Annotated in this window: 18 protein-coding genes; 7 read left to right on the forward strand and 11 right to left on the reverse strand. The window is 65.5% G+C overall.

Annotation, left to right across the window (positions count from 1 at the left end):
• The first annotated feature begins 51 nt into the window (after positions 1-51).
• A complete protein-coding gene (locus Q8P38_12695; protein MDP4015459.1) occupies positions 52-1,371 on the forward strand; it encodes an AarF/ABC1/UbiB kinase family protein in 1,320 nt (439 codons plus the stop codon).
• On the opposite strand, the gene Q8P38_12700 is transcribed toward Q8P38_12695, so the two are convergent.
• The 3 genes from Q8P38_12700 to Q8P38_12710 are packed head-to-tail and all read right to left on the reverse strand — an operon-like array spanning position 1,319 to position 9,869.
• On the reverse strand, positions 1,319-3,568 hold the full coding sequence (locus tag Q8P38_12700; protein MDP4015460.1) for an ATP-dependent DNA helicase UvrD2: 2,250 nt from the start codon (positions 3,566-3,568) through the stop codon (positions 1,319-1,321). The genes Q8P38_12695 and Q8P38_12700 overlap by 53 nt on opposite strands.
• Positions 3,565-6,744, reverse strand: coding sequence for an ATP-dependent DNA helicase (locus tag Q8P38_12705; GenBank protein ID MDP4015461.1), 3,180 nt, complete (start codon positions 6,742-6,744; stop codon positions 3,565-3,567). Before Q8P38_12705 ends, Q8P38_12700 begins: the two co-directional genes overlap by 4 nt.
• Positions 6,714-9,869 carry an ATP-dependent DNA helicase gene (locus Q8P38_12710; GenBank protein MDP4015462.1) on the reverse strand — a complete coding sequence of 1,052 codons (3,156 nt, stop codon included), beginning with the start codon at positions 9,867-9,869 and terminating at the stop codon, positions 6,714-6,716. Before Q8P38_12710 ends, Q8P38_12705 begins: the two co-directional genes overlap by 31 nt.
• A gap of 70 nt (positions 9,870-9,939) precedes the next feature.
• On the opposite strand from Q8P38_12710, the gene Q8P38_12715 reads away from it, so the two are divergent.
• Positions 9,940-12,384 (forward strand): lysylphosphatidylglycerol synthase transmembrane domain-containing protein, encoded by a 2,445-nt coding sequence (locus tag Q8P38_12715; GenBank protein ID MDP4015463.1) that lies wholly within the window; start codon positions 9,940-9,942, stop codon positions 12,382-12,384.
• On the opposite strand, the gene Q8P38_12720 is transcribed toward Q8P38_12715, so the two are convergent.
• From Q8P38_12720 to Q8P38_12740, 5 genes are all read right to left on the reverse strand, one after another.
• On the reverse strand, positions 12,379-13,902 hold the full coding sequence (locus tag Q8P38_12720) for a glycosyltransferase family 39 protein (GenBank protein ID MDP4015464.1): 1,524 nt from the start codon (positions 13,900-13,902) through the stop codon (positions 12,379-12,381). The two genes, Q8P38_12715 and Q8P38_12720, sit on opposite strands and share 6 nt — an antisense overlap.
• A 32-nt stretch (positions 13,903-13,934) precedes the next feature.
• Complete coding sequence (gene moeZ / locus Q8P38_12725) at positions 13,935-15,125, reverse strand: adenylyltransferase/sulfurtransferase MoeZ (GenBank protein MDP4015465.1); 1,191 nt, start codon at positions 15,123-15,125, stop codon at positions 13,935-13,937.
• Positions 15,126-15,194: 69 nt separating this feature from the next.
• Positions 15,195-15,662, reverse strand: coding sequence for a MarR family transcriptional regulator (locus Q8P38_12730; protein ID MDP4015466.1), 468 nt, complete (start codon positions 15,660-15,662; stop codon positions 15,195-15,197).
• Positions 15,663-15,732: 70 nt separating this feature from the next.
• The gene (locus tag Q8P38_12735; protein ID MDP4015467.1) at positions 15,733-16,869 is read right to left on the reverse strand and encodes a type IV toxin-antitoxin system AbiEi family antitoxin domain-containing protein; all 1,137 of its coding nucleotides are present in this window, start codon (positions 16,867-16,869) and stop codon (positions 15,733-15,735) included.
• Between the two features lie 232 nt (positions 16,870-17,101).
• Positions 17,102-18,007 (reverse strand): alpha/beta fold hydrolase, encoded by a 906-nt coding sequence (locus tag Q8P38_12740; GenBank protein MDP4015468.1) that lies wholly within the window; start codon positions 18,005-18,007, stop codon positions 17,102-17,104.
• A 121-nt stretch (positions 18,008-18,128) separates the two neighbouring features.
• On the opposite strand from Q8P38_12740, the gene Q8P38_12745 reads away from it, so the two are divergent.
• From Q8P38_12745 to Q8P38_12755, 3 genes are read left to right on the forward strand one after another with little or no spacing between them, the layout of a single operon-like run.
• Entirely contained in the window at positions 18,129-18,308 is a 180-nt protein-coding gene (locus tag Q8P38_12745) for a hypothetical protein (protein ID MDP4015469.1), read from the forward strand.
• Positions 18,309-18,355: 47 nt separating this feature from the next.
• On the forward strand, positions 18,356-19,012 hold the full coding sequence (locus Q8P38_12750; GenBank protein MDP4015470.1) for a TetR/AcrR family transcriptional regulator: 657 nt from the start codon (positions 18,356-18,358) through the stop codon (positions 19,010-19,012).
• A gap of 28 nt (positions 19,013-19,040) precedes the next feature.
• Positions 19,041-19,265, forward strand: a complete 225-nt coding sequence (locus Q8P38_12755; protein ID MDP4015471.1) for a DUF3107 domain-containing protein — start codon at positions 19,041-19,043, stop codon at positions 19,263-19,265.
• A gap of 27 nt (positions 19,266-19,292) precedes the next feature.
• Here the strand turns inward: Q8P38_12755 and Q8P38_12760 are convergent, their stop codons facing one another.
• Positions 19,293-19,979, reverse strand: coding sequence for a ferritin-like fold-containing protein (locus Q8P38_12760; protein ID MDP4015472.1), 687 nt, complete (start codon positions 19,977-19,979; stop codon positions 19,293-19,295).
• Between the two features lie 132 nt (positions 19,980-20,111).
• Here Q8P38_12760 and Q8P38_12765 point away from each other — a divergent pair, with 132 nt between their 5' ends.
• Together Q8P38_12765 and Q8P38_12770 are read left to right on the forward strand one after the other, a co-directional pair.
• Complete coding sequence (locus tag Q8P38_12765) at positions 20,112-21,383, forward strand: hypothetical protein (GenBank protein ID MDP4015473.1); 1,272 nt, start codon at positions 20,112-20,114, stop codon at positions 21,381-21,383.
• Between the two features lie 78 nt (positions 21,384-21,461).
• Entirely contained in the window at positions 21,462-22,967 is a 1,506-nt protein-coding gene (locus Q8P38_12770; protein MDP4015474.1) for a DEAD/DEAH box helicase, read from the forward strand.
• On the opposite strand, the gene Q8P38_12775 is transcribed toward Q8P38_12770, so the two are convergent.
• A complete protein-coding gene (locus Q8P38_12775; GenBank protein ID MDP4015475.1) occupies positions 22,957-23,280 on the reverse strand; it encodes a hypothetical protein in 324 nt (107 codons plus the stop codon). The genes Q8P38_12770 and Q8P38_12775 overlap by 11 nt on opposite strands.
• Positions 23,277-24,044 carry an AAA family ATPase gene (locus tag Q8P38_12780; protein ID MDP4015476.1) on the reverse strand — a complete coding sequence of 256 codons (768 nt, stop codon included), beginning with the start codon at positions 24,042-24,044 and terminating at the stop codon, positions 23,277-23,279. Before Q8P38_12780 ends, Q8P38_12775 begins: the two co-directional genes overlap by 4 nt.
• Between the last annotated feature and the right edge of the window lie 53 nt (positions 24,045-24,097).

A 24,097-nucleotide genomic window follows, 5' to 3' on the forward strand; every position in this document is an offset into this window, starting at 1 on the left:
CATATTCACTCTCCTGCCCGAATTCCCGCCAGTCACGCGCGACAATGAGACATGCCGGATCTGCCGTACCACGCCGCTTCCCGGGGAGCGCGACTCGCGACCCTCCCGCTCGGGCACGCCGGGCGGGCAGCGTGGGGACTGGGGAAGAGGTTGGGGGGAAAGCCCGCCGAGGCAGTGACACTGGAACTGCAGCAGCGCACCGCTGAGAGCTTGTTCAGGGTTCTTGGGGAACTCAAGGGCGGCGCCATGAAGGCTGGGCAGGCCATGAGTGTCTTCGAGGCGGCTCTGCCCGAGGACCTCGCCGGTCCATACCGGGCGACGCTGACGAAGTTGCAGGAGGCCGCTCCCCCGCTGCCCGCTCAGACCGTCCACGCCGTGCTTGAACAGGATCTCGGCGCCGATTGGCGAACCCGGTTCCGGTCCTTCGACGATGTCCCGGCTGCCGCCGCGTCGATTGGACAAGTCCACCGCGCGGTCTCGGCGGACGGCCGAGTCGTCGCCGTGAAGATCCAGTACCCCGGAGCGGCCCATGCGCTGCGATCCGACCTAAATCAGATGGTGCGCATGGGACGACTGTTCGGTTCGTGGCTGCCGGGCCTGGACGTCAAGTCACTACTCAATGAACTTCGCGACCGGGTTATCGACGAACTCGACTATCTGGCTGAGTCGGATTCCCAGCGTAAGTTCGCCGCGGCCTACGAGGGCGACCCGGAGTTTCTCGTGCCGCACGTTCTGGCCGCGTCGCCCCGCGTACTTGTCAGCGAGTGGGTGGATGGTACCCCTCTGTCTTCCATCATCGTGAACGGAAGCCCTGCTGAGCGGGACCGCGCGGGCCTGCTCTACCAAAGGTTCCTTCTGTCAGGGCCAGCGCGAGCGGGCCTGCTGCACGGAGACCCGCATCCGGGCAACTTCCGGATCACACCCGACGGACGCCTGGCTGTCGTGGACTTTGGCGCGGTCGCGCATCTGCCGGACGGCATGCCCTCCGCCGTAGGGAGTCTGATGCGCATCGCCCTCGCCGGGGACGCCGAGACAGTAATGGAGGGCCTGGAGGCCGAGGGATTCATCAAGCCTCACATGACGCTCGACGCACAAAGGCTTCTGGACTACATGCTGCCGTTCATCGAACCGGCGAGCGTGGAGCGATTCCACTACTCACGAGCGTGGATGCGCAGCCTGTTCATGCGCGTCAAAGACCCCCGCAGCCCCGACTTCACCATTGGCCTCAAGCTCAATCTCCCCCCGTCCTACGCGCTCATCCACCGCGTCTGGGTTGGCGCGATCGGAGTCACGTGCCAGCTGGACGCGACCGTTCCTATCAGGGCTGAGCTGATCCGCTGGATTCCGGGGTTCGCTGACGAAGCTGGGTGATCTCGGCTTCGCCGGCGAAAGGCTCATCCGGTCCGCTACTAGCTAGGACCCGCAGAAGGTCCGGGCCGAAGTCTTCGATCTTATGGCGGGCCATCCCGGGCAGGGCCTCCAGATCAACCAGAGTCGCGGGCATCGCTTCGGCGACACGCACGATGCTGGCGTTCGTCATCACGACATGCGGGGGCACACCACGAGACTCGGCGCAATCGTCACGCCACTGCGTCAGCCGGGCCAGGACTTCACCGTCCCCGTCACCAGGACAATCGCGACACCGACCCAGCACGCGCTCATGCCCGGTCACCAAGCCCTTTCGACAGACCCTGCAAGTCGCGAGCCCGCTTGAACGCTCAGCCTTGCGACGCTCCGGCTGCCCTGGACGCCATGCGGTCGGGGCCGGTTCGACGATCGGAGCACCAGCCCCGGAGAGATCCGCCAGGAAGCGCGACGGTGAACGCACCTGGGAGTGCCTGCCGCCCGCTCCTGGGCGGCGGCGGGACCACGAGACGATCAGCCGGTCACTCGCCCGCGTCACTCCCACATAGAGCAGGCGCAGTTCGTCCAGCAGAGCCGCTTCGTCCGTCGCGTGCGAGATCGGCAACAACCCGTCCGCTGCTCCGATGATGAACACCGTTCCCCATTCGAGCCCCTTGGCCCCATGCAGCGACGCGAGCATCACACCGGCCGGATCCGGGGGGACACGATCCGCGATCCGCGCGTCGAGGTCCGCGACGAGTTCTGAGGCATCCGTTGCGCCCGGATGCTGGGCGGCAAGCTCGCCCAGCGCCGCCAGCGATTCCCAACGGTCTCGGGCAGGCCCCAGGCCGCTCGGCGCATCTGGCGTGTGCCCCATAGCTGTCAGAACCGAGGCCATCGCTTCTGCGGCAGTCGACGCGGGATGTGCCCGAGCTTCACCCCGCAGTCGCGTCACAGCCTCCTTGACCTCGGGGCGGCTGAAGAAGCGATCGGTCCCACGCACCGAGAACACAACGCCTGCTTCGTCCAACGCCTCCTGCAGCGCGATCGATTGGGAGTTGGCCCGGTACAGGCAAGCGATGTCGCGCGGAGCGGTGCCAGCCGCCACCAAGCCGCTGATCTCCTCTGCCACACCTCGCGCTTCGCTGAGATCGTCCGGAAACTGCAGAATGCGCACCGCCGGCCGCCCGACCCCCGGACCTGGGTCCCGGGGTCGGAGCCCGCGGCGTGAGGCTTGAAGCCGCGGGGCCGACCCTGGGACCCGGGACCGGGTCACTAACGCCGCGGTGCGGGCGCTTGTCAGCCTGCGAGCCCCCGGTATCCCGACAGCCAAGCCGTTCGCCGCCGCGACGATGTGCTCCGCGCACCGGTAGGACCGAGTCAGCTCCACAGCGGTCGCACCCGGATACCGCTGCCTGAACCCGGTCAGCAGATCTTGATCGGCCCCGGCGAATCGGTAGATCGTCTGAGCAGGATCCCCGACGACGCACAGGTCGTCACGGTCCCCGAGCCACAAATCCAACAACCTCTGCTGAAGCGGGGAAACATCCTGATACTCATCGACGGTGAACCATCTGTAGGCGCGACGCACCCGGTCCCGGATCTGCGGGCGTGTCTGAAGCATCCCGATCGTGACCAGAAGTACATCTTCGAAGTCCATGACCGCTCGGGAGGTCTTTGCTTCTTCGTAGGCGACCATGACCCTGGCGACTTCAGGCCTGTCCGCCCCTTCTATCGGCGAACGGCCCGCCTGTTCCGCGCGGCTGACGTACCCGTTCGGGTCCACTCCGACGGACTTGGCCCATTCGACTTCGGTCGCGATGTCGCGCACCAGCGAGTCAGCCGCGGCCAGTCCGCACTGCGCGAGGGCCTCCTTGACCAGCGGCGTCTTGCTCGCCTGAATGCGCGGCGGCCTCCCGTCCGCGACGTCCGGCCAGAAGTGGTGCAGCTGCCGCAGGGCCGCGGAGTGGAACGTCCGGGTCGCGACTCCCGGTGCGTCCAGAGCAGCTAGTCTTCGACCCAGCTCCCCGGCAGCCCGGTCGGTGAACGTCAGTGCCATCGTGCGGTGCGGTTGATACGTACCGGTTGCCACACCGTGGGCTATTCGGGCTGTGACGGTCTTTGTCTTGCCCGATCCAGCCCCGGCGAGAATCACGACCGGACCAAGCAAGCTCCGCGCGGCGGCGGCCTGCTGCTCATCCAGTGTCGACAGCGGATCGATCATCGCTCGCGAGTCTCACACGCCCATGTCGGAATCTCCGACGCGGGTGCCCGTCCACCGGCCAGCTGCTCGATGATCTGCTCCGGTCCGGGAAGTCGCTCCGGCCTTTCGACCCTGCCGGCCGGGAGGAACACGAACGCCCCCGAGATTCTGTCCAGCGGCACTTCCTTCGACAAGGACAACGCATACCGGTAGATGGCGAGCTGAAGCGGATCGGCATGCCGGGGGTCGCCGGTCTTCCAGTCGATGACCTCCCAGTCCACATCCGCGCCGGAGCCGGGCGGTACCGGAAACACAGCGTCAATCCGTCCGACGACAACCAGATCGCCCAGCGGAACGGCGAAAGGCACCTCGACGCCCTCCGGTACCCGGTCGGCGAACTCCGTGGCCTCGAAGGCCTTTGCCAACGCTCTGACGTCATCCGGCAAGTCGGGAACCTCCGGCAGCTCACAGAGATCGAAGAGCGCCTGCTGTCCGAACCTTTTCTGGACCCACTCGTGGAACTCGGTACCCAACCGCGCGGACTGGGACGGGCGGCGCGGCATCGGCCGAACCAAGCGTCGGCGAAACTTCGGATCCCTGATGGAACCAACGACCTGGCTAGCGGACAGCAGCCCAGGGCCGTTCCCGACGTCTGTCCCAGCTGTCGCGTCCGCGATGAGTTCGGCGACTCTCATGCTCAGCGCTTGGACCGGGATCCCTTCGGCATGAGGCTCTGTCGGCTCTGACGCATTGCTCCTCAGGCTCGCCACGGCCTGTTCGACGAGGAGCGCGGCAGCCCAGGCATCTGATTTGGCCAGTGGTGGCGGCCAGCAATCGTCAGCTCGCCCCTCCTCCGCTACCGGCTGGCCGTGCCCCGACGGTCCCCCCGGCGAGTCGGGCTCGGCAGCCCATTCCAGAATCTCCTCCGGCGCGCATTCGGCTCTGACTGCCAACAGGTACGGCGACGGTCCCCTCGGGCGCTTCTGAGTGGGTCCAAACCAGTGCCCACTCGCGATCAGGCGCTCCTTCGCACGAGTCACCGCCACGTAGGCGAGGCGGTCTTCGTCCCTGAGGTCCTCGGTCTTGCAGGCCTTCACATACTCGTCATGACGCTTGCGCGTCACCGGGTCATCGGGAAACTCCGCGTCGTGAGCGGGATCGGGTTCGTCAGCGCAGACGGGCGGCAACGCCAAGGAAGTCGTGGGCCACCGCTTGCGGCCCTGCGAGGACGGGAACACCCCGCCGGACAAGAACGGCAGAATGACAGTCGGAAACTCCAGTCCCTTCGAGCTATGGACCGTCATCGCGATTACCGCATCAGCGTCCATAGCCAGCGTCTGAGACTGGGGTTGAACGTCGAACCGGCGGCAGTCGTCCAGGTAGGTGATGAAAGCCGGCAGCCCCCGTCCGCCGGATAGATCCACGAAGTCACTGGCCAGGTCAAGCAGCCCGTCCAGCGACTGCCGCGCGGCCAGGCCCGAAGCGCCACCGGCTTCCCACTCCAGAGCTAAGGCCAGCCGATCTGCCACAGCTTGGATGACCTCGGCGACCGAGCGGTGACGCCAGGTCTTCAAGTCGTCGATGAGCTGCTTGAACTCCCAGAACCGGTCTTTGGCTTCCTGGGAGAACTTGTAGGACGCGGCATCACCGGGGTCACAAACCGCGTCCAGGAGGCTTATCTCGACCGGCGCGCTGCGCTGGTCGGGCTGAGCGGACCGGGCCAGGTCAGCGGCTCGACGACCCAAGATCGCCAGGTCCCTGGGCCCGATTCTCCACCGGGGGCCGACCAAGTGATACAACACGGCCGGGTTCGCCGTCGGATCGACAAGCAGACGCAGCAACGTTGTCACCTCGACGACTTCCGGCGAGTCCAGCAAGTTACGTAACACGGGAAGCTGCACCGGTACGTCCAATCGACGCAAAGACTCCGCGATGGCCGAGACGTCGTCATTCGTGCGGCACAAGACGGCGAAGTCCGACCATCGCTGAGCGCGGCCGGCCTCGGCGACCCGATCGGCTACCCAGGCCAGCTCGTCGTCGTAGGTGCGCAGAAGAGCGCAACTCAGACGCCCGGGACCCGCATCGCCACGCGGTCTAAGCGTCGGCACATCCCTGTGGAACGCGCGCAGATCCGTGGAGATCCTGTTGGCGAGGTTGACCACCGCATGGGATGAACGCCGGTTCACCGACAGCGGGTACACGTCCGCGCGGTCACCCTCCACCGCGGGGAACTGCTCAGCGAACTGGTCAATGTTCGTCACGCTCGCACCCCGCCAGCCGTAGATCGCCTGGCATGGATCCCCGACAGCGGTGACGGCATGTCCGCCCCCGAACAGCGCCTGCATCGTGCGGCGCTGCACCCGGGACGTGTCCTGGTACTCGTCCAGCAACACGACGCGGAAGCGGTTTCGCATGGAAGCCGGGACCGCTGGGACAGTCTGGGCGAGCTGGGCAGACAGGCGGACTTGGTCTGAGAAATCGATGACATCGCGCTTGGACTTGGCTTGCCGGAACTGGTCCACGATGTACGACAGGGCGATCCGTCCGGATGCCGCGCCGATCATCTTGTCGCTGGTGGCGTTGAGCCCCTGGTCCAGCGATGCCACAAGATCCCGATCCCAGTGGCGAAGTGCGTCGGTGGAGATGTCCAGATCAGCTAGGGCGTCGTCCATCTTGAGGATCCGCTCTGCCAGGTTAGTGGGCAGTACGCGGACGTTCGGAACGTCGCGCTCAGGCACCTCCGGGCCGCAAGCGACCGAGTAGGCCAATCGGCTGCGGTGTGCGTCGCCAATCAGCCGCTCGCCGGAATCCAAGCCGAGCAACAAACCGTACTCAGACAGCAGTCGGCCCGCGAACGCGTTGTACGTCAGAACCGTCGGGTCCCCCGGTTCCGCGTCGTTCCCAGGGAATCGGCGAAGACCGAGTCTTACTCGTGAGCGCAGCTCAGAGGCGGCCTTGTTCGTGAACGTGAGCCCGAGCACCTCATCAGGTCTGACCGAACCGGTCGCGACAAGCCAAACCACTCTGGCGGCCATGACTGTCGTCTTCCCCGATCCAGCCCCAGCGACTATGAGTTGGGGCCGAATCGGGGCCGTCGCGGCGGCGATCTGCTCGTCACTGAGAGGGATACCGACCAATCCGGGCAAGTCAGCGGGCCGCATGGCGCTCATCTGGCGCCGCCGGACTGCTTCGGACACGCGCTGACGAAATCGCAGTACCGGCACCAGGAGCCAAGGCGAGCATCAAACCGCTCCTCGCGCACGACCGCTGCGACTTCGCCGAGCATCTTCCGCGCCCACGAACCGCCGTCGGACTCCCCAAGACTCGGTTGCACGCGAACCGCCGCGCGGTCATCCTTGGTTCCGGTGGCAACGCACAAGTGGACCAGTCCGGCTCCGCCGCAACGCTCGGCTCCAAACTCGGCCGCAGCGCCACTTTGGATCGCGATCTGGTAGACAGCAAGCTGAGCGTGCGATTCAGCTTCCGCGGTTGAAGTCTTGGAGCGCTTGGTCTTGAAGTCCCAGACCAGGGCACAGCCCTGATCATCCACCTCAACGGCGTCGAACGACCCTCGAAGTCGGACTCGCTCCGCCTGTGAGCCGCCGACCCCGGCCGGGGAGCCTTCGAGAGGAACCTCCACCTCGAACTTCAGCTCAGAAGTGACGCCGCCGCCGCGCTCGGACAGCCAGGCCTCCGCCCGGCCGAGTGCCTCCCGCGCGAGCCCGCGTTCTGATGCCGCGCGCCAGGCCGCCTCGTGCCCTCCGTCTATCCATTTGCGCGACAGGAGTTCATCGAGGTCCGTGCGTTTCCCCGCTTGGGAATCGGTGATCATCTCCGCCACAGCTTCATGCACGATGAGACCAAACTCCAACGCCTCTCCCCCCGGCGGAGCCCCTTTCGCTTCCTTTCCCAGGAACCAGCGGAAGGGGCATTCAACTACCGCGGCCACCGCGGACGCAGACAGAGCCAGCGGCTCGTCCGTGGGCCTCATCGGCGCTTCCGCAACCGTCCAATCACGTACCCCAACCCAGTTACGTGGATCCGCTGCCGCGAACACCGCGCGTCCCGCCGGATCGGTCACCTCACGCAGAATCGCTAGCTTGCGCGCGGCCCATGCGCCAGCTTCGGGATCGGTGGCCGCTTCCCGCAGCGCTACAACCACGGACTCCACGGCCGGGCCCTGCTCCGGGTACCCGCGAACCGAGCGGACTTCCATGGGGATGTTGTCGATGAACCTTGATCTGTCGCTGCCATCGGCGCGGTACGCGCACAGAATCGCCCGCCGAGACGCACGCGTCAGCGCCAGGTACAGCAGACGCCGCTCCTCGGCCGCGCCGACGGATGACACGGGCCCGTCCGCGAGGCCGCTGCCCGTGAGGCGTTCCAGCCCGATCAACCCCGAACCCGGCCGTCCCGCGGGCCAGTTGCCCTCTACCAAGCCACACACGACTACAACCGGCCACTGCAGCCCCCGCGACCTAAATACCGACATGACGCGCACGGTGTCCTGGTAACTGGTCGTCTGTACGTCAGGTTCCGCCGGGATCTCCTGGGCGCGCAAGTCGGCGACGAAGCTCCTCAGATCGGCGCCAGTTCCGGTTCGTTCGTCAGCCCGATCCGCCAGCCTGAACAGGCTGACAAGGGAATCCAGGTCGCGGTTGGCGACGGCGCCGAGTGTGCCCGCGCGCTCCGCCTGGCGCTCGAGCCGGTCTGGCCATGAGCCACCGAGCTGGCTGCGTTGTGCCTGCCCGAACCACAAATGCCACAACAGGTCAGACGCGGGACGGCGGTCGGCCACCATCGACAAGGCCCGAGTCAGTGTCTGTCCAACCGCCGCGACCTGCCGAGCCACTTCGCGCAGGTCTCCCGGAACGTCGGCCAGAGCCTGCGGATCGCGCAGCACCTCGCCCCAACACACTGTGGCACCCGGTTCTGCCGACTGCCGATGTGCCAACCAGCGACCCAACCTGCTCAGGTCGGTCTCTAAGACTCCTCCAACTGGGGAAACCAGGATCTGTCGAGCGGCTTCTGAGCCAAGGACCGCGGATTCGGAATCAGCGATCAGCTGGGCAGCGCTAAGAAGCGCGTCGACGGCTGGCTGCTGCGACAACGGCACGTCGTTCGCGGGCACGTTGACCGGTATCCCCGCGCGCGTCAAGTGGCGTACGAGCACAGGGATCTCTCGTGCCGGAGAACGGACCAGCACAACCATGTCTGACCATGCGGCACCGTCGCGCCGCTCCTGCCGCAGCAACGCGGCCACATGCGCTGCCTGGCAGTTCTCATCATCGAATTCAGCCACATCGACACGGCCATCGCCAACCACTGTCGCCGGGACGCGCAACCGCGGGCACGGCGGAATACCGGGGTACCAGCGACCTCCCATCAGCGCTTCGGCAGACCTGCGCACTTCCGCCGGACACCTGTACGTGACGGGCAGGACAAGAGGCGGAACCGCTCCAGCGAGCTCCGCGAACCGACTGAGCACGCTCATGTCCGCCCCACGGAAACCGAACACCGACTGGTCTGGATCAGCCGTGGCTATCAAGAGGCCGCCCTCGGCCACCGCCCCCGCGAACAACCTCAACTGCAGCGGATCAGAGTCGTGCAGATCGTCGACAAGCACCGCGTTCAGACCAGGACCCCCCGCGCCCGCAGCACCCGCCATGACCGCGCCCGGACCGGACGACTCAACGATGGCCACTGCCTTATTGAGCGCCTCGGTGTAGTCCAAGCAGCCTTCCCAGTCCAGAACTCGCAGGTACTCGCCGACGAACTGGCCCACGGCCCGCCAGCCTTGGTCGCCGACCCGGTTGGCTTCCGCGACGATCTCGTCGGGGTGCCACCCCATGCCGCGGACCCTGGCTGCGGCCCTGCGCAGTTGCAGCGCGAAGCCGCGCGTTGTCAGCGCGGGCAGCCACTCCCGTGGCCAATCAACACTTCGAGCTCCGAGTGAGCCGTGGAGCATCTGACGGATGCGAGACTCCTGCTCCGGTGCCGTCAGCAGCCGCGGAGCACCGTGCGGCCCCGGGTGCCGGTCGAGGACCCTCCAGGCCAATCCGTGAGCGGTAGTCACTGGCGGCGCGGCTCCGCCCAACAATCTGGCTGCCGAAGCCTGCCATGACCGAGCCGCCATGCGACCCGTCGTGACACCGAGGACACCGTCGGTCCCCATCCGCCGCGTCAGCCGCACGCTCGCATGAATCAGGCACGCGGTCTTGCCCGTCCCCGGTGCACCCAACGCCAGCAGCGGACCCGAGCTGTGGTCCACGAGCTTGAGCTGAACGGGGTCGAGGAGCTCAAGTGACGCGATCTCGACCATGGGAACATGGAATCACGGCCCTCCGACACAGAACGCGGCGTCCAGGCCCGGGTCGTGGGACGATCACCATGTGGCAGATCCCGATGACGCGAGCCGACACCATGAGTCCGGCTCCAGCAGGGAAATCATCTCGCTGAAGTCGGAGGTGGACCAGCAGACCGTCGTGATTGAGGGCGGAGTAGTCAAGAAGCGCTTACGGCGGCCCCTTGACCTGCTTCGACTCGTTGTCGCCCTGGGATTGATCGTTGTCTTTGGCGGTGCCGCCTACTTCGCCACTGGCACAGCCATAGGAATCGGCGAAGACATAACCGAGGCGTCGCGCAAACTGCCGGACATGATCGTGGCGGTACTCAACGGAGTTGGTGGCCTCGGACTTCTCACGCTGCCCGTCGCGGCCGCGGTCGACTTGCTGATCAGGCACCGGGGTCGGCAGCTACTGGACGCGGTCGTGGCCCTGATCGCCGCGATCGCGGTGCTGACAGCGGTGAAACTGATCCTCGAAGACCAAGCCGGGCAGATGTTGTTGGCGCTGTCGGGTGGCAAGAGCCCACCTGGCACGCCCTTACTGCCGCTACTGGGAGGGCTGGTCGCCTTCATCACGGTCGCCAGGTTGATGGGCAGATCCCGCTGGAACATCGCCGCGGGTGCCGTCGTGATTTCCCTCGTCGTCTTCACGATTATCACTGGCGGCATCGCTATCGCCGGAATCGCCGAGTCGCTCTTGGTCGGCTGGGCGACCGGTCTTGCCATGAGGTATGTCTTCGGCACACCGACTACGCGACCAAGCGGCCTGGAAGTGGCCGCGGCGTTGGCGAAGGCTGGTCATCCGATCAGCCTGCTCCGGGCGCAAGAGATCACTGAGGTGGGTCGCAGGTACTCCGGAGTGGAACCGGACGGCACTGAGCTCGAAGTGTTCGTCTTGGACCGCGATCTTGAGGGGGCGGGGGCAGCGCAGGCCGCATGGCGCTCGCTGCGACTCAGGGACGACGTGACTCGGGGCGCCGTCAACATGCGTCACACACTGGAACACCGAGCCCTGCTGGCCTATGCCGCTGAGGTCGCTCACGCGCCCTCCGCGAAGCTCGTCGCCGCCCGGGAGATCGGACCGGACTCCAGTCTGCTCGCCTATGAGCGGGTCCTGGGTAAGCGCTTCTCCGCCCTGGCGGTCGAGGAAATCACCGATGACATCTTGGACGACACCTGGCGCGTACTGCTGGCCCTCAGAAACGCTGGCATCACTCACCGCCGACTGACTGCCTCCAACCTGGTGCTGACCCCAACCGGCCAGGTTCGGTTGCTCGGGATCGGCAGCGGCTCGGTGGCTTCCAGCGACGTCGCGCTGCGCATCGACCTGGCGGAGATGATGTGCACTCTGGGACTGCTCGTCGGCCCGGACCGCTCGGTTGCCTCCGGTCGGCGCGTGCTGGGAAGCGACACGATGGCCACTGCCCTGCCCGTGCTGCAACCTGTCGCGTTGAGCCCGCAAACCAAGAAGGCGATCCGCAAGAACAAGGACGTGATGATCAGCTTGCGGGACGCCATCGTCGAGATCCGACCAGACGCCGACGCCGAGCACATCGAGCTCGAACGCATCAAGCCTCGCGTGCTCATCATGATCATCCTGGGGTCGATCGCCGCCTACGCCCTGCTGTCCCAGCTCGGGCAGGTGGATCTGGTCACGCTGCTGACCAACGCCAATTGGGAATGGATGATCGTCGCCGTCATCGCCTCGCTCATGACCTACCCCGGAGCAGCGTGGTCACTGACCGGGTTCGTCCCGGAGAGGCTGAAGTTCCATCGCACGATCGCAGCGCAACTCTCCGCCGATTTCGCGACCCTCGTCGCGCCGCCGACGCTTGGCACTGTCGCGATCAACCTGCGGTATCTGCAGCGCTCGGGCGTGCACCCGGCCCTGGCGACAGCCTCGATCGGGGTGTCTCAGGTGGGAGCGTTCTTGGTCCACCTCATACTGCTGACGGGCTTCGGTATCGCCGCCGGATCGCAGCAGGATTTCAAGCTTCTCGATGAGGCCCCGCCAGGGCTGCTCCTGGCCGGGGCCGCGGCGATCGCCATAGTCGGCGGACTCCTGCTGCTGCCACCGATCCGCCACAGGATCAAGTCCAGGTTCGGGCCGATGCTCAAACAGGTAGGTCCCAGACTCATCACAGTCGCGCAACGACCGGGCAAGTTGGCCGAAGGGATCGGCGGGATGCTGCTTCTAAACCTCGGCTATATCGTGTGCCTCGCGGCTTGCGTCAAGGCGTTCGGCGGCGAGATCGGGTTCTCGGCTGTGGCCGTTGTGTATCTGACCGGTTCCGTGGTGGGTCAAGCAGCCCCGACGCCCGGTGGGCTGGGCGCGGTGGAGGCGGCCATGGCGGCGGGACTCACGGCTGCGGGACTCAGCGGCGGCCTCGCGGTCTCAGCGGTCCTGTTGTACCGGCTGATCACCTTCTGGGCACCTACAGTCCCCGGGTGGTTCACGTTCAACTGGCTGCAGAGGTCCGGCTACCTATGACCGGAGGCGGTCGGCCGAGCTCGCGCGGACGTACAAGATCACGTCAGCATGACGATCGCTCCACGTCCACTCCGGCACGAAGCCCGCTTCGGCGAGTGCGGCGCGAGTTCGACTTGGCCCGTCCTCGCCGAGGACCTTGTACTCAAGAAGCCAGACCCGATCGACTCCGGCCAGGCGGTCGGGCAGTTCTCCGAGCGGGTACTGGACGCCGGTCAAGGTGTCGGACTCCTGCGGCGTGGCCTCCAGGAGCACGTCGTTGAGCCCGGCGAAGCCTTCCGCGTAGGCGGCCTCCATCCGGCGCCTCGCAGGTGGCCGGAAGATGATCGCGTCACCTGCCTGCTTGTTGTCGCTGATGATGGATGCGACCACTCTCAAATCGTCCTTCGCCTCCATCTGCCGATCGGCCACCAGGATCGGAAGCACCAGCAGCGCCAGAGCCACAAGGGCCGTCGCCACGTATGCGCGCCGGGGAAGCAGCGACAGCGAGAAGCCGACCAGGATCGCTAGAGCCGGCATGCTGTAGAACACGTAGCGGGACGCGTACATGGGCTGAATCAGCGCCGACGCGTTGACCAGCGTTACCGCTGGCAGGAAAAGCCAGGGCAGCGTCAGCGAAACGAGACCAACCGAGCCCGGGCTCCGGACCGGGGAGTCCGCGGCACGCGTGCCACGAAGCCATCGGGCGACCGCGTAGGCCACGGCTGACCACAGCAGAACCGCTATTGCCACGACAAGCACGGTGAACAGATTCTGCGGGTCGAACAACCGCGGCGTGATCCAGACGAACGGCGCTAACCACGGCGCTGTCGGTAGCGTTCTGGCCAGATACGACACCTGACTCGCCTGACCATGCGCGATCACGACTAGGGGGGCCAGGGCTAGCGCCACAGCGGCCATCGACGTGACGAATCTGAGCACCGGGCGCCGCGACTGTCCCGAAACGAGCAAAGTCACCGCGTGCGCGGCCGGGATCAACAGGCTGTAGATGAAGACCACGCCCGCGACGAAGACCAGGGCGCCGTAGAGCACCCAAAGCCACCAGGAGTCGTCATGCTCGTCGTTGTCCACGGCCCTGATGAACACGTAGGTAGCCCAGGTCGTCAAGGCACACACGAAGGCATAGGAGCGTGCCTCCATCCCGAAGTGACTCGCCACAGGAAGCAGCGCGAAGACTAGGCCCGCGCCGACCCCCGCCGTGAGACCGAGAAGGCGATTGGCGATTACGGTGACGCCGAGCGCGGCCGCGGCGATCGCGACGGCGCTGGGCAGGCGGATCGAGAACTCCGAAGCCCCGAACAGCCACACCCAGGGATGAAGAAGCAGGTAATAGGCCCCGTGAACGGAGTCAACATTGCCCAGCAGAGCGAGGAGTTTCGGCAACGGGCGAACTACCGCGGAGACAGTCGCGGCCTCGTCATGCCAGAACGACGGCACCCACGATGCGGTTATCGACAGCGCGAACGCTACGACCGCTGGAAGTGCCATGATCCCGCGCCGGCTACGCGGGCTGTCCGACATCTGCCGCTCCTATGCTCAGCGCCTGCGCACCGTCAGTAGAGCGGCTTGTGCGGCTCCACTTCCTTCACCCACGCCAGCACGCCTCCGCCCACATGTACCGCGTCCGCGAAACCTGCCGACTTCACGACGGCCAGGACTTCCGCCGAGCGGCTGCCGACCTTGCAGTGCAGCACGATCTGACGGTCCTGGGGCAAGAGTGCCAGAGCCGCCCCCGTCAGGAAGTCCCCCTTCGGAATCAGCTCCGCACCGGGAATGCTGACTATCTCAGCCTCCCCGGGCTCGCGGACGTCAATCAGGACGAAGTCCCTTGAGCCGCGTTCGCGCTCGCCCAGCATCTCGCTGAGCTGTCCCACGGTAATCGTGGAGTCCTTGGCCGCCTCCGCGGCGTCGTCCGAGATCGCACCGCAGAACGCGTCGTAGTCGATCAGTTCGGTGATCGACGGGGTCGCGCCGCAGAGGGGACAGTCTGGGTCCTTGCGAACCCGCAGGGTCCGGTACTCCATGTCGAGTCCGTCGTACAGCATGAGTCGCCCGATCAACGGGTTGCCGATTCCGGTGAGCAGCTTGATGGCCTCGGTCACCTGGATGCTGCCTATGGAAGCGCACAAGACTCCCAGCACGCCACCTTCGGCGCACGACGGAACCATCCCGGGCGGCGGGGGCTCTGGGTACAAACACCTGTAGCACGGGCCCTGATCCGCCCAGAACACCGTCGCCTGGCCCTCGAACCGAAAGATTGAACCCCACACGTACGGCTTGCCCAGCAGGACGCAAGCGTCGTTGACCAGATACCTGGTCGCGAAGTTGTCCGCGCCGTCGACGATCAGGTCATATCGGCTGAAGATGTCGAACGCGTTGTCAGAGTCCAAGCGCTCGTTGTGGATCACAACGTTGACGAACGGGTTGATCTGCGCGATCCGGTCTCTGGCGGATTCGGCCTTGGGGCGTCCCACGTCAGACTGCCCGTGGATGATCTGGCGCTGAAGGTTGGACTCGTCCACGACGTCGAACTCGACAATGCCCAACGTCCCCACGCCAGCGGCCGCCAGGTACATCAACGCGGGGCTGCCCAAACCGCCAGCGCCAACGCAGAGCACCTTGGCGTTCTTCAGCCGCTTCTGTCCAGCCATCCCGACGTCGGGGATTATCAGATGCCTGCTGTATCTGCGCACCTCATCTGCGGATAGCTCCCGTGCGGGCTCCACAAGCGGCGGATAGGCCACGAGTTCTCCTCATCCCTGGACCTTCGACACGCGAGCGGTGCCAGAGACGGTCGATCGTTGGGCCGCCGACTACAGCTGCGCTGCGACCCGGCCCCTGAGCCGATCGGCCACTATCTCAGCAACCGTTCGTAACGAGTGTCGCTGCTTGTCGGTCAGTGGGTCAAACAGGACCTCGCGGACGCACTCGGCGTGCCCGGGCGTAGCGCTCTCCAATACGTCCCGGCCGACCGTCGTGAGTGCCGCGTACCAGCAGCGCGCGTCTTCTTCGCACCTGGTCCGCGCGACCCATCCGCGGTCCTGAAGCCGGTTGACGGCGTGGGACAGTCTGCTCTGCGAACCATCCAGCGCCTCCGCCAGGGCGGTCATGCGCAGTCCGCGGTCCGGCGCTTCAGACAGCGCGCGAAGAATCGCGTAGTAGGCGACTGGCATCCCCGAATCCCTCTGCAACTGACGGTCAGCCTCCCGGCACACCAGCCTCATCATGTCCGTGAGTGCGCACCAAGTCCTCTGCTCGTCAGCTGTCAGCCCCCCTGTCACACCTATGAGTGTAAGTCGGGACTCGAGCCTGGCCTAACCCTTGACCATTCATGTAACTCGTCGCGCCGCTCTAGCCACGCCTCGCCAGATTCCGGCCGCCCCCCCGTCGCATAGCCTCCGCCGTCGGCGATCGACCCGTAATGGTTGCTTCCCGGCCCGGAATCGCATTCTTAACAACCAAAGCGGGCAGATCCGCCACCCCAGCTCCAGCTCCCCTCTCAGACGCGGCTTGCGCAAGGGCGACTCGGAGTCGGTTGATTACAAGCATCGGCCGCCTGCGGATCTCGGAACCTGTCCACCTGACCACCGTCCAGCCAGCTCGCCGCAAGTCGTCTTCACGCAGCTTCTCTTGGATCAACACGCCCGGCTGGTCGTACTTGATCAGGCCATCAACCTCGGCGATCACTCCAAGATCGGACCACACGAGATCTCCGTAGTAGCGCACGCCGCTAGCGCCAAGGACCGCCAGTCCCACACCCGGAAGCGGCAACCCCGCCGCGATGATCCAACCTCTGGAAACAGACTCGGCCGGTGACTCGGCTGCGGGATCAGCAAGCGCCGCCAGCAGCTTCGCTTTCGGTGGGACGTGCTGCCACTTCACCCGCCCGAGGGCCTCGGCAAACTGCTGGCGCACACACTCCCTGTTGGCGGTCCTCAGCAGTCCGTCCCTACTCTGGTCCGGCGACAGGAAGCGAGCGGCTGCGTCGGCACAAACCATCGCCTGTGGGAGCGCGAGCGTTCGACCTAGGTCGACGGCTGTGCGCGCCAGGTTCGTAGCCCGCCCCCATGGCGTCTGAATGAGGTCTATGCCGTCCAGGGGCTGTCGGAAAGTTCGGACACCGTGTCGCAGTCGCGTGACTCCATCCGGCTCGGTGAGGACTACCGACAAGGACGTCCACCTGGCCGCCCACGGGTGGGGCAATCCCAACGCTGCGGCTGCCGATTCGTGGGAAGCAACTCCACCCGCGCGGCGGGCGAGGGCAGCAGCTACGCGTAGCAGGTAGTCGGCGCGCAGCCCGTCGGACTCAGCAGGGGGAACGGCGTACCCTCCGCGGGCGACGCGCACGACCAGGCCTCGGTCAACGGCCGCGCGCAATCGGCCCAGGGACACCCCGACGGCAGCGGCTTGATCACGCCGAAACACGCTGGCGCCGAAGGCAGCGGCGATCATTCGGGCGGTCTCAGAAGGTGAGCTGGTCCGTGGCATCCGACGATGCTGCCTCACTTCGCACAGTCCCCGCTCACGCTATCCACAGGCCTGAGCGGGGGGGCTCAGCGCGCGGAGCCCCTACAAGTGCGCGATCGACCCGAAATGGGGGTACCCCCTCTGGGGGAGTCGCTACCCGGCCGGGATCCGCGTTCTTAACAACACAATCGGGCAGATTCGGCCTCGAACCCAGACATTTCGGACATGCGCAGCGAGCCGGAGCACACCAGGGTCAACCCTGCTCGGCGGCCGGGTGCGGCGATCCGATGAGGTCGCGCCAAGTCCGGGCAACGAGCTCAGGGTGCTCCATCTGTGCCACATGGCCCGCATGGGGAATGACCACTACACGGGCGTCGGGGAATCTGGCGGCGATCCTATGAGCACTGCCGGGGTCAACCAGACGGTCCCGGCGCCCATACACAAGCAACACCGGGCACTCGATTCGTCCGGCAAGTTCCAACAGCCTGTCCGGCCCGGTGTCAACCATCGAGCGCATCAGACCGCGAAGGGATCCTAGGAACGCATCCCCGACATACGGCAGACCATCGCGGCGCTCAACCTCCGCGACCGCCTCGGCGATCCGCTGAGGGCTGAGCTGATCGGGGTCAGCGAAGCAGGCCTCCATCGTTGTCTTCACGCGGAAGTCCGCGGTTGCGCGCGCGTATCGCGCCAGCACCCGCTCCCCTACCCCGGACACAGCGATCACGGGAAGGTGAGCGTTCATCCGCGTTGGACGCGAGCCCGGCAGCGCCGGCGATATCAGGGTCAAGCTCCGAACGATCTCCGGGCGCTGCGCCGCGAGCAAGACGCTGACGGCTCCGCCCATCGAGTTGCCGAATAGGTGGACCCTGCGCCCGATCTTCTCGTCAATCAAGGCGGCCACCGCGTCGGCATGTCCGGCCAGAGAGTAGTCACCGTCGGCTGGAGGCGGCGAAACACCGAAGCCGGGCAGGTCCACTGCCCAGGAGGACAGCCGCCCGGCCATCTCGTACGCCAGGTCAGTCCAGTTCAACGACGAACCGCCCAGCCCGTGGATGAACACCGCAGGAGTGCCGACCTGATCCACGCGCCGCACACCAAGCAGGCGCCCGGTCAGCACCATCTCCTCGATGTGGGGCGCCGTCCGCTCATCCAACATGCCCTCTAACGTACCGACCCGAAGCCCCGCGAGCATCTCCGCGCGATCGGACTCCGCCCCCCAACTGAGTTACCTTGAAATCAGGCCCGCAAACCCAGCGGTCTGGAACCGAGGAGATACCGTGGCCAGTCAACCGGGCGAGCACGAGGACTTCGAAGCTCCTAGCGCCGACGTCAAGGAGCAGTCCCAGGACGTAGTCGACGAGCACGACGCCGAGGCGTCGGCGGACTGGGAAGCCAACCCAGCCGACACCAAGGAGCAGTCGCGCGCGGTGCCAATGGCGGACGACGAATACCGCTGAACGCCCACATCGACGCGACTCTTGTTACTCGCCGGTAAGATGCATGCGTGGCTTCGGAACTCACGCGCGCGGTTCGGCTGCCTCGGAAGCAGCGGCGCCTGCAACTGCTTGAGGCCGCCAGGAGCGTCTTCGTCGCCATGGGCTTCCACTCAGCATCAATGGACGACATCGCGGCTCGCGCCGGAGTAACCAAACCAGTCCTGTACCAGCACTTCGGGTCCAAGCGGGACCTTTACCTGGCGGTGCTCGACTGCGAAGCGACATCGTTTCTGAAGTTCATGAGTTCTGCGTTGCAGTCCACGAAGGACAACCGCGCGCGCGTCGCAACAGCGGTGGACTGCTACCTGACCTTCATCAGCCATGACGACGCCGCCTATCGACTGTTCTTCGAGTCTGACTTGGTTGCCGCGCCGGATGTGCGCGAAAGGGTCGAGAGAGTCGACGACGAATGCGCCGGCATGGTTTCGCAGGTGATCGCACAGGACACTGGCCTGTCGGACGCGGAGGCGACGCTGCTGGCCAATGGGCTACTCGGCATGGCGCAGTCCGCGGCCCGGCGCTGGCTGCGGGACCGAGAAGGCATAGACAAGCCGACGGCTGTGCATCTGCTGACCGCGCTGGCCTGGAGGGGGATATCCGGATTCCCCAGGAGTCACCCGCCAACTGGGCCGGGGGGCGAGGACCAACCAGCGCCCCGGCAGTAGGGTGAATCCGCGCAACCAGGGAGGCTACATGGAGGTCAGGATAGGGGTCCAGGACATCTCGCACGACATCGTGTTCGAGAGCGACTCGGAACCACAGGATCTCGCGGAAGTGATATCGACCTCCTGGGCCAACGAGGAGATGATCACACTCCACGACTCAAAGGGGCGACGTATTCTCGTGCCCAGCGACAAGATCGGCTTCATTGAGCTTGGACCCCCAACCCGCGAGCAAGTCGGATTCGGCGTCGGCTGATCCTGGGCTAGCCCAAACCGCCGGGCTTCACGAAGCCAGGCCGAGCTTCTTCATTCGCGCAGTGTGCGCGTCCGTCATCCTGGCTAACATCCGCGCGAACTCGGCCAAGTCTCCACGCCCGGGCTGATCTGGAGTCCCAACGAGCAAGACTGACAGCTCCTCCCTATCGGCTGTGAGTCGCTGCGTCTGGGCAAGCGCCTCCCCGATCAGCCTGCGCCCCCAAAGCGCCAACCTGCCCTCCAGTCCTGGATTCTTCGACAGCGCCTTTCTGACGAACGGCACGACGAACTCCGCCTGACCGGTCTCCTCTAGCAGCTCGGCGACGAACTCGCGCGTACCGGGATCCGCGTAGTTGGACAGCTCCCGACCGAAATCGCTCGTGATGCCATCCCCCACATACGCCTTGACGAGCCCCTCATACAGATCCCGCGGAGCAGTGTGCCGGTGGAATTCAGTCATGGTAGGGACGTAGGCACCGATGGCCGCGTCTGGATCGGCACCCATCGCTCTCAACCGGTCGGCGACCTTCTCGAAATTGCGGAACTCCCGGCACGCCCGACTACCCAGCGCGGCCTTGATCTCCAAGATGCTCGTGCGTGTCGCGTCCGCTGCCAAGGTTTCGAACGCGAACAGCTCTCCGCAGCCCACGAGTCCGAGCAGCTCGCACGCGATGGGCGAAGCCTCCAGCGGCTCCGCAGCTTCCTCATACGGCACTAGGGCAGCGTAGCGGCGAGCGGCGGGACTGTGGAGTTGGGAGCACAGCTGTATGAGTCCCAGCGCCCATCTGCGCTCGTGACAATCCGCGAATACACTCAGCGATAGCTGTCCGCGAGATACGCTGCGCGGATGGTGCCGCACACCCCATCAGTGGGTCTCAGAAGTATCGCGGCTGTAGTCGCGGTCCTCCTGGTCGCGGTCGGTTGTTCCAGCGATCCAGACGGTGCGGGCTCCCCCAGCCCAAGCGCTCCGTCCAGCGCTCTGCCGACACTGAGCACCGACGGCTGGGCGCCAGAAACATACCAGCGTTTGACAACGCTGATCGAAGCCAATGCGAACCAGAACAAGGTGATCACGTTCGACTGGGACAACACCATCCAGGCTCGCGACGTGAGTGAGGCGACACTCGCTCAGTCGGAGGCGAATGGCACGTTGACACCCGGGGACGTGCCCAAAGCGCTAGCACCGACGTTTGTCGCGGATGGGAAGACGCACTCGATCAAGAATGGGATCGTCGACTACTACGAAGCGTTGACGAAGGTCACGAAAGGCGACCAGGGCGCGTATCCATCCTTGGCTTGGGCGGTGCAAGCATACGCGGGATGGACCATCGAGCAGCTCGTGGACCAGACAGCCAACACGTATGCCCGCGGGTCCGGGGCGACGGACCTCGCTACTGGCAAGACGACCTTGATCGGCAAGTCGGATCAGGCGCGCCCCTTCGTGTACCCGCAGATGGCCGATCTCCTCGGCTACCTGGAATCCCGGGGGTACGACGTGTGGGTCGTTTCGGCCGGAAGCGCCTGGGCGGTCCGCTGGATGGTGATCAACGCGCTCAACCCGGCCATACGTGAGAAATACGGTGACTCCGCCATCCACGATCCCGAGAAGGTCGTGGGAGTTTCGGACTTGACGCAGGACACACGCACGCTGGAAATGCGTAGCGATCAATCGATGCGTTTGACGGGGAACGCGCGCTACTTCAACCTCGATCCAGCCATCACTTCCAAGCTGAAGATCACTCAGATCGTGGACAGAACGGTCTCCTGGTCCGGAGGCAAGGTCAGCGCCATCCTGGAAACCATCGGCAGAAATGACCTGTTCATGGCGGCAGGTGACAGCGACGGGGATCTCTACATGCTGCGGTTCGCTGACAATCAGCTACTCATCGGCCGCCTCGACAAGCCGGATCTCGAGCAAGTTCTCGCGGAAGGGCTGAGTGGCGGCCAAGACACAGTAATGGTCCAACCAACCTTCTCTCGCGATCACGTCGGGTTCCTGCCGAACAGCTGCGAAGTGAGGAACCGTACTCAGTCGGATCCGGAATTGGCTACGAAAGCCGAGGCGTCGATCAACACCCTCAACTCCAAGGGCTGGCTGCCTGGCTTCAGCTCCTGCTAGCGGGCTGGCTCCGCGGCGTGTGGGCCGATCCGGGCTTGGCAGCGTACAATCGAATCGAGCATCGGAGCCCAATAGCTTATGACAGAGTCCCCCAGCACAACTTCAGATACGAAGATTCAGCCGACATTTCGTGAGCTGGGAGTTCTGGAACAGACCGCCCGCGCCCTCGCTGACGATGGCATTGAGCGGACCTTCCCGATCCAATCGATGGCACTGCCGCTGGCCCTAGCTGGCGGCGACATCATCGGCCAAGCCAAGACCGGAACCGGTAAAACACTGGGCTTCGGGGTGCCGCTGCTGCAGCGGATCGCGGCGCCCGGCGAGGAGGGATCCACAGGGGTACCTCAAGCGCTTGTGGTCGTGCCAACGCGCGAGTTGGCGATACAGGTCGGCAAGGACATCGAGCGAGCCGGACGCTACCGCAGGGTTCGCGTCATAACCATCTACGGCGGCAGAGCCTACGAGCCGCAGATCGAGGCACTGGTCAAGGGGATCGAGGTCGTCGTTGGCACTCCGGGCCGACTGATCGACCTCGTGGGGCAGGGCCATCTGAACTTGCGAGAGGTTCGGGTACTGGTGCTGGATGAAGCCGACGAGATGCTGGACATGGGCTTCCTGCCCGATGTCGAGAAGATCGTGGCCGAGATCCCGGAAGCTCGCCAGACGATGCTCTTCTCCGCGACGATGCCTGGGAAGATCGTCGCCCTGGCCAAGAGCTACATGGAGCGGCCCACTCACATGCGCTCGCACGAAGACGGGGACTCCGCGACCGTCGACGCGACCGAACAGCATGTGTGGCGCGCCCATCCGATGGACAAGATGGAGATCATCGCCCGTGTGCTTCAGGCCGATGACCGTGGTCTGACCCTGATCTTCAGCCGCACCAAGCGCAGGGTCCAACGCATAGCCGACGATCTTGTGGACCGCGGGTTCGCGGCAGCCGCGATCCACGGCGACCTCGGCCAGGGCGCACGCGAGCAAGCAATGCGGGCGTTCCGCCATGGCAAGATCGACGTTCTGGCCGCCACGGACGTCGCCGCGCGCGGCATCGACGTCGAAGGCATCACACACGTCATTAACTACGAGTGCCCCGATGATGAGAAGACGTACATCCACCGCATCGGGCGCACTGGCAGGGCGGGCTCGTCGGGGGTCGCTGTGACCATGGTCGATTGGGCCGACGTCGCTCGCTGGCAGATGATCGACCGCGCCCTGAAACTGCCATTCGCCGAGCCGCTGGAAACCTACTCGAGCTCAGACCACATCTACGCCGGACTGGGCATCCCCCGCAGCGCCGTCGGAACCTTGCCCAGGTCGGCACGTGTCAGGAAGGGTCTGGCAGCCGAGGAACTTGAGGACATCGGCGAGACCGGAGTCGCGGGCGGCCGAGCCAGGAAGGGCAGCCGCCCCCCACGCGGCCGAAACAACTCACGGCCGCCAGCGAAGGGTGGTGCGCGGGACGGCGGCGGTGGTTCGCGTGAACCGGCCGCATCCGCCGAAGGGGGTCAAGCAGGGAAGCGCCGTCGGCCTAGGCGCCGACGCCGCGTCGGCTCAGGCGAGCCGACCCGACAGGTCAACAGCTAACGTCCACCCAAGTCCGGTCGCGGCAGGCCGGGCAGCGCATCCATACCCGAACTCCCGTCCCAGGGATAAGCGCGGGAATCCCGGGTAAAGCCAAACGGATCGCCTTCGTCCAAGAAACCACGGACCTCGAGTCGCACTTGGTACAGGTGAGCGCGACCGAGCCGAAGGTCGGAGGGGCTGACGACGAAGAGAACAGCGCGCGCTTGCCCTCGCTGTCCGGAATCCTCAGTTCGCCGTCAACGAATACGATCTGGTCTTCCTGCTCGGAACTTCGGGGACGAACTCGGTCGAAGGACTGCCTACGAGTCGTCATGCGACCAGCTCCCCTTCGTGGATGCGGCGGGCCAGATCCCGGTAGCTGTCGGCCCCGCGAACCTTTCGGGCCGTCGCCAGGATCGACCGTCCAGCGGCCGGAGCCTCAGCGAACCGGATCGACTTCGCGATCGGCGGTTCTAGCACGGGCAAGGAGTACCGCTTCCCGATGTCAGCGAGGACCGCGCGGGCATGGGTCGTGCGGCCGTCGTACAACGTTGGCAACACACCGAGCACGCGGAGGCGTGGGTTCGTCAGGCGCTGAACATCCCGCACGGTGTCGAGTAGGTGGCCGACGCCGCGGTGGGACAACGTCTCACACTGCAGCGGGATAAGCACTTCGTCGGCTGCCGTCAGCGCGTTGATCGTCAGCACCCCAAGAGACGGCGAGCAGTCGAACAGGACGTAGCCATAGTCGGTGGCGACATCCTCTAGAGCCAACCTCAGCGCGTGCTCGCGACCTGTCTTGGTCAGCAAGTGCGCCTCGGTCCCCGCTAGGTCGATGGTCGCTGGCAACAAGTCCATGCCATCATCGGTCGGCCGGATCACCATGCCCGCTGGTACGCGTTCGAGCAGCACGTCATGCAGGCTCATGTCCAGCGTCTCGGGATCGAGTCCGAGCGAGAATGTCAGGCACGCCTGCGGGTCAAGATCGACCACGAGAACCTTCTGGCCGAGCTCAGCCAGAGCGGCTCCGATGGAAGCCACGGTGGTGGTCTTGGCGACGCCACCCTTCTGGTTGGCAACCGCAATGATTCGCGCCACGTGAACCCCCACTGTCCTTCGTTCGCTGTCTCCACGCACATCATAGAGTGCTT

This window comes from Candidatus Nanopelagicales bacterium, assembly GCA_030700225.1.
Lineage (GTDB): Bacteria > Actinomycetota > Actinomycetes > S36-B12.

Bases quoted from the DNA above. Each gene is read 5' to 3' on its own strand.
- Q8P38_12695 (MDP4015459.1), top strand. From the start codon at position 52: ATGCCGGATCTGCCGTACCACGCCGCTTCCCGGGGAGCGCGACTCGCG.
- Q8P38_12720 (MDP4015464.1), bottom strand. From the start codon at position 13,902: ATGTCGGACAGCCCGCGTAGCCGGCGCGGGATCATGGCACTTCCAGCG.
- Q8P38_12775 (MDP4015475.1), bottom strand. From the start codon at position 23,280: ATGACGACTCGTAGGCAGTCCTTCGACCGAGTTCGTCCCCGAAGTTCC.
- Q8P38_12740 (MDP4015468.1), bottom strand. From the start codon at position 18,007: ATGTTGGATGAGCGGACGGCGCCCCACATCGAGGAGATGGTGCTGACC.
- Q8P38_12755 (MDP4015471.1), top strand. From the start codon at position 19,041: ATGGAGGTCAGGATAGGGGTCCAGGACATCTCGCACGACATCGTGTTC.
- Q8P38_12770 (MDP4015474.1), top strand. From the start codon at position 21,462: ATGACAGAGTCCCCCAGCACAACTTCAGATACGAAGATTCAGCCGACA.
- Q8P38_12735 (MDP4015467.1), bottom strand. From the start codon at position 16,869: ATGCCACGGACCAGCTCACCTTCTGAGACCGCCCGAATGATCGCCGCT.
- Q8P38_12700 (MDP4015460.1), bottom strand. From the start codon at position 3,568: ATGATCGATCCGCTGTCGACACTGGATGAGCAGCAGGCCGCCGCCGCG.
- Q8P38_12765 (MDP4015473.1), top strand. From the start codon at position 20,112: ATGGTGCCGCACACCCCATCAGTGGGTCTCAGAAGTATCGCGGCTGTA.
- Q8P38_12710 (MDP4015462.1), bottom strand. From the start codon at position 9,869: ATGGTCGAGATCGCGTCACTTGAGCTCCTCGACCCCGTTCAGCTCAAG.